An 8544-nucleotide genomic window follows, 5' to 3' on the forward strand; every position below is an offset into this window, starting at 1 on the left:
GGATAGATCCGCACCTGCACGTCGTACCAGCCGGCCTGCCCCGTGATCGGATCCGAGTTCGACATCCGCGCACCACCGCGTGCCGCATCCGGCAGCTCGTCGGTAATCACGTGGTTCAACAGGAAGCCGCGCTGCGACTCGCCCGCCTGCGGCCCGAGGTTCCATGCGCCGGCCGCCTTGCCGATCGCGTTCCAGGTCCACACGGTGCCGGGCTCGACCGCCTCGCTGTAGCGCGCGCGGCAACGCACCTTGCCCCACGGCGATTCGACGTAGATCCACGCGCCGTCGTCGATCTGCTGCGCGGCAGCCGTCACCGGGTTCACGAACAGGTGGTTCTCGCCGTGAATCTGCCGCAGCCACGCGTTCTGCGAATCCCACGAGTGGTACATCGCCATCGGCCGCTGCGTGATCGCCGCGAGCGGATAGCGGCCCGCATCGGTCAGCCCGCTTTCGAGCGAGCGATGCCAGAACGGCAGCGGATCGAAATAGCGTGCGATGCGCTCGCGCAGATGGTCGGGCGGCTGGCGGCCCGACGTGCGGCCCTGCGCGGCGAGCCGGAATTTCTGCATCACGTCTGAATAAAGCTGGATCACGATCGGCACGCCGAACTTGCGCATCCCGTTGTCGACTGCCCACTGCATGTATGGCCCATTGCAGTTGCGCATGTATTGCAGCGGCTCAGGCAGCCGGTGGTGGTACACACAGTTGTTCTCCGCGTAGCGCTTCCACTGGTCGGGGTTCGGCTCGCCGACGACGGCCTTGTCGCCGTCCTTGCCGCGCCAGCCGATCAGGAAGCCGGTGCCCGAATCGGGCGCGGTCTGGAAATTGATGACGAAATCCGGATAGTCGCGGTACTTGCGCTGCCCGTCCGCGGTCGTGAAGGCCGGAAACTTCAGCCGGCTCGCAAGCTCGATCAGCACTTCCTGGAACGGCTTGCATTCGCCGGTCGGCGGCACGACCGGCACGCGCACCGAGTCGACCGGCCCGTCGAATTCGGAGATCGGCCGATCGAGTACCGACATCACGTCGTGCCGTTCGAGGTAGGTCGTGTCGGGCAGGATCAGGTCGGCGAACGCCGTCATCTCCGATGCAAACGCATCGCACACGACGAGGAACGGGATCCGGTACTCGCCGTCATCGCGCTTGTCGACCAGCATCTTGCGCACTTCCGTCGTGTTCATCGACGAATTCCACGCCATGTTGGCCATGAAGATCAGCAGCGTGTCGATCGGATACGGATCGCCGCGCCACGCATTGGTGATCACCGAATGCATCAGCCCGTGCACCGCGAGCGGGTATTCCCACGAAAACGCCTTGTCGAGCCGCGCGGGCGTGCCGTCCGGGTGGACGAACAGGTCCTCGGGGCCGGCGGGCCAGCCGAGCGGGCCGGTGGCGAGCGGCGTGTTCGGCTTGATCTGCGCCGGGTCGTTCGGCGGTTTCGCCGACGGCGGCACCGCGCGCGGATACGGCGCCTTGTGCCGGAAGCCGCCCGGCCGGTCGATCGTGCCAAGCAGCGACATCAGCACCGCGAGCGCGCGGATCGTCTGGAAGCCGTTCGAATGCGCGGCGAGCCCGCGCATCGCATGGAACGCGATCGGCACGCCCTTCACCGATGCGTGCGCCTTGCCCCACGAATCGGTCCAGCGCACCGGCAGCTCGATCGCGTGCTCACGCGCAACCGTCTCCATCTCGCGGGCCAGGCGGCGGATCGTGTCGGCCGCGATGCCGGTAATGTCGGCCGCCCATTCGGGCGTGCACTCGGCCACCTGTTCGCGCAGCAGCGTGAACGACGGCGCGACGGGCGTGCCGTCGTCGAGCGTATAGCGGCCGTCGAGCGCAGGCTCCGCGCCTTCCTTGTGATGCAGCACCGCGCGGTTCGTCTTCGTGTCCCACCACATCCGGTTCTGCGGATACAGCGCGTTGACCTCCGGCGCCCCGGCGTCGCGCACGAACAACCCGAACGTGTCGGCGCCGTCGCGCTGGTCGACCAGCTCGGCCGCGTTCGTGAAGCGCGACACGAATTCGAGGTCGAACGCGTCGCGCGCGATCAGCTCGTGCATCAGCGCCATGAACAGCGCGCCGTCGGTGCCGGGGCGAATCGGAATCCATTCGTCGGCGATCGCCGCGTAGCCGGTGCGCACCGGATTGATCGCGATGAAGCGGCCGCCCGCGCGCTTGAACTTGCCGAGCGCGATCTTCAGCGGATTCGAATGGTGGTCTTCCGCGGTGCCGATCATGAAGAACAGCTTCGCGTGGTCGAGATCGGGGCCGCCGAATTCCCAGAACGAGCCGCCGATCGTGTAGATCATCCCGGCCGCCATGTTCGCCGAGCAGAACCCGCCATGCGCCGCATAGTTCGGCGTACCGAACTGTTTCGCGAACAGGCCGGTGAGCGCCTGCATCTGGTCGCGGCCCGTGAACAGCGCGAAGCGCTTCGGGTCGGTGGCGCGCAGGTGCGCGAGACGCTTTTCGAGCACGTCGAACGCGACGTCCCACGACACCGGCTCGAACTGCGCGTCGCCGCGCTCGGCACCCGGCTTGCGCATCAGCGGCTGCGTGAGCCGAGCGGGCGAATACTGCTTCATGATTCCCGACGAACCTTTCGCGCAGATGACGCCCTGGTTCAGCGGATGCTCGGGATTGCCGTCGATATAGCGCACCTCGCCGTCGCGCAGGTGCACGCGGATGCCGCAGCGGCACGCGCACATGTAGCACGTCGTCGTCTTGATCTCGGCCTGCTCGTCGCGCTCGCGTGCCCGATGTTCCATCGTCTGTCCTCGTTCGCGGATGAGGGCGCACCCCGCCGGGGCGCGCCCGTGAATCGGTTCATCCATGCTATGCCGGCACGCGGCCGACATAAAGTCGCATCCTCTGATCGGTGCTATCGGTCGCCCCGATAGTTGCCCCGGCCATCCATCGGATCGGGCCGATAGCCGGATGCGCGAAGGCCCGGCGTGCGGGCCGGGCCTTCGGCGTCATGCGTGACCGGGCATTACCGCGGCGGATACGCGAGCAGTTCGCTGTCGTCGAGATGCTCGCGGCGGCTGCGGCGCGTCAGCCCGTAGGCGACGACCAGCACGCCCAGGCTGGCGACGCCGAGCCACAACGGCTTGCGCTGGTCCGGGATGAACGCCATCGCAACCAGGATGCCGACCATGCCGATGATCGCGACCCAGGTGAGGTACGGATACGCCCACATCTTGACGCGCAGCTTGCTGGCGGCCACCGGGTCGAGACGCTTGCGCAGGCGCAGCTGCGAGAACGCGATCAGCACGTACACGAACAGCGCGACGGTGCCGTACGAATTGACGAGGAACGCGAACACGGTATCGGGCGACACGTACGACATCACCACCGACACGTAGCCGAACACCGTGCCGAGCAGGATCGCGCGCACCGGCACGCCACGCTTGTTGACCTTCGCGAGCGCGGCCGGCGCATCGCCATGGCGGGTCAGCGCGAACAGCATCCGCGATGCCGCATAGAGGCCCGAGTTGAGCGCGGACAGCACGGCCGTCAGCACGATCGCGTTCATCACGTTGGCGGCGGCCGGCAGGCCCATCACTTCGAGCGCGCTCACGTACGGCGTGGCCATCTGATGCGAATTCCACGGCACCAGCGCGACGACGAGCGCGACCGAGCCGACGTAGAACACCAGCACGCGCGTGATCACGGAATTGGTGGCCTTCGCAACCGCTTTCGCCGGCTCCTTGGCCTCGGCCGCCGCGATCGTGACGATTTCGGCACCGAAGTAGAAGCCGGTCGCCGCGACCGCCCCGCTCATCACCGGCCCGATGCCGAGCGGCATGAAGCCGCCGTGGCCGAGCAGCGTCGGCAGCACGGACGTCGTGTGCATCGACGCGGGCCACAGGCCGAGCACGTAGAGGCCGCCGAGGAACAGGAACACGATGATCGCGCCGACCTTGATCGACGAGAACCAGAACTCGAACTCGCCGTAGCTGCCGACCGAGATCAGGTTCGTGAGCGTCAGCACGATCAGCAGCGCCAGGCTGATGATCCACGCCGGCGTATCGGGCAGCCAAAACTGAATCAGCTTGGCGCCGGCCACCGCTTCGAGCGCAACGACGATCACCCAGAAATACCAGTACATCCAGCCGGTCAGGAAGCCCGCCATCTTGCCGGGCCCGCGCCAGTTGCCGAACGCAAGCCGCGCGTATTCGTAGAACGAACCGACGGCCGGCATCGCGCAGGCCATCTCGCCAAGCATCCGCATCACGAGCACGACGAGCCCGCCCGTGATCAGGAACGACAGGATCGCGGCCGGCCCGGTCTGCTGAATCACCACACCGCTGCCGACGAACAGTCCGGCACCGATCACGCCGCCAAGCGCGATCATCGTCATGTGGCGCTGCTTGAGTCCACACTTCAGGTCACTCTGATTCGAGGGTTGCATGTCTTCTCCATATCCAGTTGTCCGGACGCCGTCCGCGCGTCACCTTCGGGTGAGCGCGGGCGCCGCCGGCGACGGCGCGTGCAGGGGCGCCTGCAGCCCCGGCCGCACGGATTTCTGTTGCTTTTATTGTGTTGGACAGCCCGGTGCGCGTTGCATCACGCCGGGCGATATGCACTGCGTTCAGGGCTTTTCGTCGTTCCTGAAGTACGACAGGTAGAGCATCCGCTGCCCGATGCGCCGGAATGGCGCGAACGGGTGGCCAGGCAGCGGCGACGTGAAGATCGGCAGCGTCTGGCGTGCGCCCTTCCCCGCGATCTGCTCGGCCAGCCGGCGGCCGGCCTGCTGCGAGTACGACACGCCGTTGCCGCCGTAGCCGAGCGCGTAGTACACCGACTGCCGCGGGTCGGGCTGGCACACGCGCGGCATCATGTCGTGGCTGACGTCGACCCAGCCCCACCATGAGTAATCGATCTGCACGCCGCGCAGCGCGGGAAACTTGCGCGCCATCCCTTCCTTCAGCAATTCGAAGTGACGCGGGTTCGGCGCATCGTCGCCGGTGATCGCGCTGCGGCTGCCGATCTGCAAGCGGCGATCGGGCAGGAAACGGTAGTAGAAGCGCAGCGTACGCGTATCGGTCAGCACCTGCGTCGTGCGGAAATTGCACGCGTCGATCTCCGCGTCGGTGAGCGGGCGCGTGACCATCGAGTTCGACAGGATCGGCATCACCTTGCTGCGCAGCGACGGATGGAGCGTCTGCGCGGTGTACGCGCCGGTCGCAATGCCGACCGCGCGGGCCCGCACGACGCCGCCCGGTGTGCGCAGGTGATGCACGCCGTCGATCGTCTCGAAGCCGAGCACGGGGCTGCTCGTATGCACCTTCGCACCGGCGTCGCGCGCGAGGCGCAGGTAGCCGAACGCGAGCTTCAGCGCATGGATGCCGATGCCTTCCGGCTCGTGCAGCGCGCCGGCCGCCTCGTGGTCGTTGATGAATTCGCGGCGGAAGGTTTCCGCGCTCAGCAGCTCCGACGGATAGCCGAACACGTCCTTCCACACCTTCGCCTCGGCCGCGAGCTTCGCCATGATGCGCGGACGGTGCGCGATCAGGAAATGGCCGCCCGGCTGCGGATCGCAGTCGATTTCCGACACGAGCGACTTGAAGTTGTCGAAGCCTTCGAGGATCTCGTCGTGCATCTTCAGCGCGACGTCCTTGCCCCAGCGCTCGATCCACTGCGAGCGCGACAGCCGGCCCGACGCGTTCTGCCCCTGCCCGCCGTTGCGGCTGCTGCAGCCCCAGCTCGTGCGGTTGGCTTCGAGCACGACAGCCTTGATGCCGTGGTCCCGTGCGAGGCACAGCGCGGTCGCGAGGCCCGTGTAGCCGGCGCCGATGATCGCGACGTCGACATCGAGATCGCGCGTGACGGGGCCGTCGTCGGGCGGCGGGGTGCCGGCCGTCGCGACCCAGTAGGTCGGCGCGTACTGCTTGCCGCACCCGGGCCCCGGCGACACGAGCGGATCGTAGGTCGGGTCGTATCGCGTATCGTTCGACCGGCCGCCGGCGAAGCCGCTCGCGGTGCGTTCGATGGAAGGGGTCGACATGGTCAGCCCTCCGATGCAGGCTTGCCTGCCGCGCCGCAACGGGCGCACGAGGCGATTCGATGGACTGATGCTGGGCGCGCGCTCGCCGCGCGGGCGAATGCTGCCGACTGCCTGTTGGTCATGCCTGTCTCCTGATCGTTCTCTTCGTGTCGATCGTGTGCAGATGCTTCAATGCAGCGATCTGTCGAGGAAAGTGTAGGCAGGCCGTTTTTTCGCAGGTAGGGCCAGTGGACCAGATTCGCTTGGACCAGCGCGCGGGACGGCGAGCGGCGGGTAACAGGTGGATGGTGACGGTCGAACGGGATCAGCGGCACGGGTGCGACGCCGACGGACGATCGGGACGCCGAACGGCGGGCAACAGCTGGAAGCCGGCAGACTGCGTCGGGCAACGAGGATCAACGGTGCGGGTGTAATGCCGCCGGACGGCCGGGACGCCGAACGGCGGGCGACAGCGGGCAGCCAGCAGACTGCGTCGGTCAACGAGGACCAACAGTGCGGGTGCAATGCCGCCGGACGGCCGGGACGCCGAACGGCGGGCAACAGCGGGCAGCCAGCAGACGGCGTCGGTCAACGAAGATCAACAGTGCGGGTGTAATGCCGCCGGACGGCCGGGACGCCGAACGGCGGGCGACAACGAGCGACCGGCAGACGGCGTCGGTGAGCGGCGGTCAGCGGCGGTCAGCGGCGGTCAGCGGCGCAAGCATGACACCGCAAGAAGACCAGGGCGCCGATACGGCCTCACGCCACGCCGCCCCCACCCCATCCGCCGCGCCTGCCATCACATCGCGCGCACCGCGACGCCAGCCACGCCGCCACGCTTCTCGATCGCCCGCGCGGACACGATCGACAGGAGTGCAGACAACATCACGTAAACCCCGACGAGCCACGGCGCCCCACCGTTCACGCGCAGCAACGCGGTCGCGACGATCGGCGTGAGGCCGCTCGCGAAAATGCCCGACACCTGGTAGACGAACGAAATGCCCGTGTAACGCACGTTCGCGTCGAACAGCTCCGCGAACAGCGCAGCCTCCGGCCCGTACGCCATTGCATAGAAGATCCCGAACGGGATCACCAGCGCGAGCCACACGGCGAGCAGGTTCGACGATTGCGTCTGCAGCAGCCAGAACGCGGGCAGCACCGACAGCCCGCACAGCGTCGCGCCCCACCGGTACACGCGCGCGCGGCCGAGCCGGTCCGACAGGCTGCCGAACACGGGGATGAACCCGCACATCACGACCGCCGCGCTCATCACGCCGAGCAGCGCATCGCCGCGCGAGATCGACAGGTTGCGCGTCATGTAGCCGATCGAGAACACCGCGAACACGTTGAAGAACACGCCGTCGATATAGCGCGCGCCCATCCCGAGCAGGATCGCCTGCCGATAGTTTGCAAGCAGTTCGACGACCGGCAGCTTCGTATCGCGCCGCTGGCGCTTGAGCGCGACGAATTCGGGCGTATCGGCCACCCGCGTGCGGATGTAGAAGCCGACCGCGACGAGCAGCAGCGACGCCGCGAATGCGACGCGCCAGCCCCACGCGAGGAACGCGGCGTCCGGCAACGCACGTGACAACGCCGCAACCACGCCGGCCGCGAGGCACAGCCCGATCGCGAGGCCGATCTGCGGCAGGCTCGCATACAGCCCGCGCCGGTGCGGCGGCGCATATTCGTAGGCCATCAGCACCGCGCCGCCCCACTCGCCGCCCAGGCCGATGCCCTGCAGCACGCGCAGCGTCAGCAGCAGCACCGGCGCCCACATGCCGATCTGCGCGTAGGTCGGCAGGAACGCGACGCCGGCCGTCGACACGCCCATGATCAGCATCGTCAGGATCAGCGCGGACTTGCGTCCGACGCGGTCGCCGAGATGGCCGAACAGCAAACCGCCGAGCGGCCGCGTGACGAAGCCGACCGCGAACGTCGCATACGCGAGCATCGTCGACACGAACGCGTCGCCGGCCGGAAAGAACTGCTTGTCGAACACGATGCCGGCGACCACGCCGTACAGGAAAAAGTCGTACCACTCGACGGTCGCGCCGATCACGCTGGCCGCGGCCACGCGTCGGACGACCCGGGAATCGATTGCCATGCGAGCTTCTCCAGGTAAGGATGCGCCGCAACCTGCCCCGGCGCCTCACCGGCGGGGGCATCGATGAACGCGCGGCGGCCGTCCGGGCGCAGGAGCACGGGCCACGCGGGTGATGCGTGGCGAGGCCCTACGCGAGCGCCTCGGCGGCCGATGCAACGCTGCGGCCGCGATCGGCCGCGCGGGCATCCTCGAGGATCATGTCGGATACCTTCTCGGCGACCATCACGATCGGCACGTTGGTATTGCCCGATACGAGGGTCGGCATGATCGAGCAGTCGACCACGCGCAGCCCGCGCGTGCCGTACACGCGCAGCCGCTCGTCGACGACCGCGAGCGGATCGCTCGCGACGCCCATTTTCGCGGTGCCGGACGGATGGAAGATCGTCTGCCCGTATTCGCGGCAGAACTCGAGCAGCTCATCGTCAGTCTGCGCGTCCGCGCCCGGCCGCAC

5 protein-coding genes are annotated in these 8544 nt (G+C 67.8%); all 5 read right to left on the reverse strand.

Annotation, left to right across the window (positions count from 1 at the left end; all coding sequences use genetic code 11):
- Positions 1–2768 (reverse strand): molybdopterin oxidoreductase family protein (locus JYJ84_RS21610; protein ID WP_205189443.1); only part of this gene is annotated, 2768 nt, incomplete at its 3' end.
- 224 nt (positions 2769–2992) lie between these two features.
- The gene (locus JYJ84_RS21615; protein WP_122949334.1) at positions 2993–4414 is read right to left on the reverse strand and encodes an amino acid permease; all 1422 of its coding nucleotides are present in this window, start codon (positions 4412–4414) and stop codon (positions 2993–2995) included.
- Positions 4415–4594: 180 nt separating this feature from the next.
- Positions 4595–6010 (reverse strand): FAD-binding oxidoreductase, encoded by a 1416-nt coding sequence (locus JYJ84_RS21620; RefSeq protein ID WP_175221556.1) that lies wholly within the window; start codon positions 6008–6010, stop codon positions 4595–4597.
- A 778-nt stretch (positions 6011–6788) separates the two neighbouring features.
- Entirely contained in the window at positions 6789–8093 is a 1305-nt protein-coding gene (locus JYJ84_RS21625) for an MFS transporter (protein ID WP_175221555.1), read from the reverse strand.
- Between the two features lie 127 nt (positions 8094–8220).
- Positions 8221–8544: GMC oxidoreductase (locus JYJ84_RS21630; protein ID WP_240201886.1), on the reverse strand; the 324-nt coding region annotated here is incomplete at its 5' end.

This window comes from Burkholderia sp. LMG 13014, assembly GCF_905232215.1.
Taxonomy (GTDB): Bacteria; Pseudomonadota; Gammaproteobacteria; order Burkholderiales; family Burkholderiaceae; genus Burkholderia.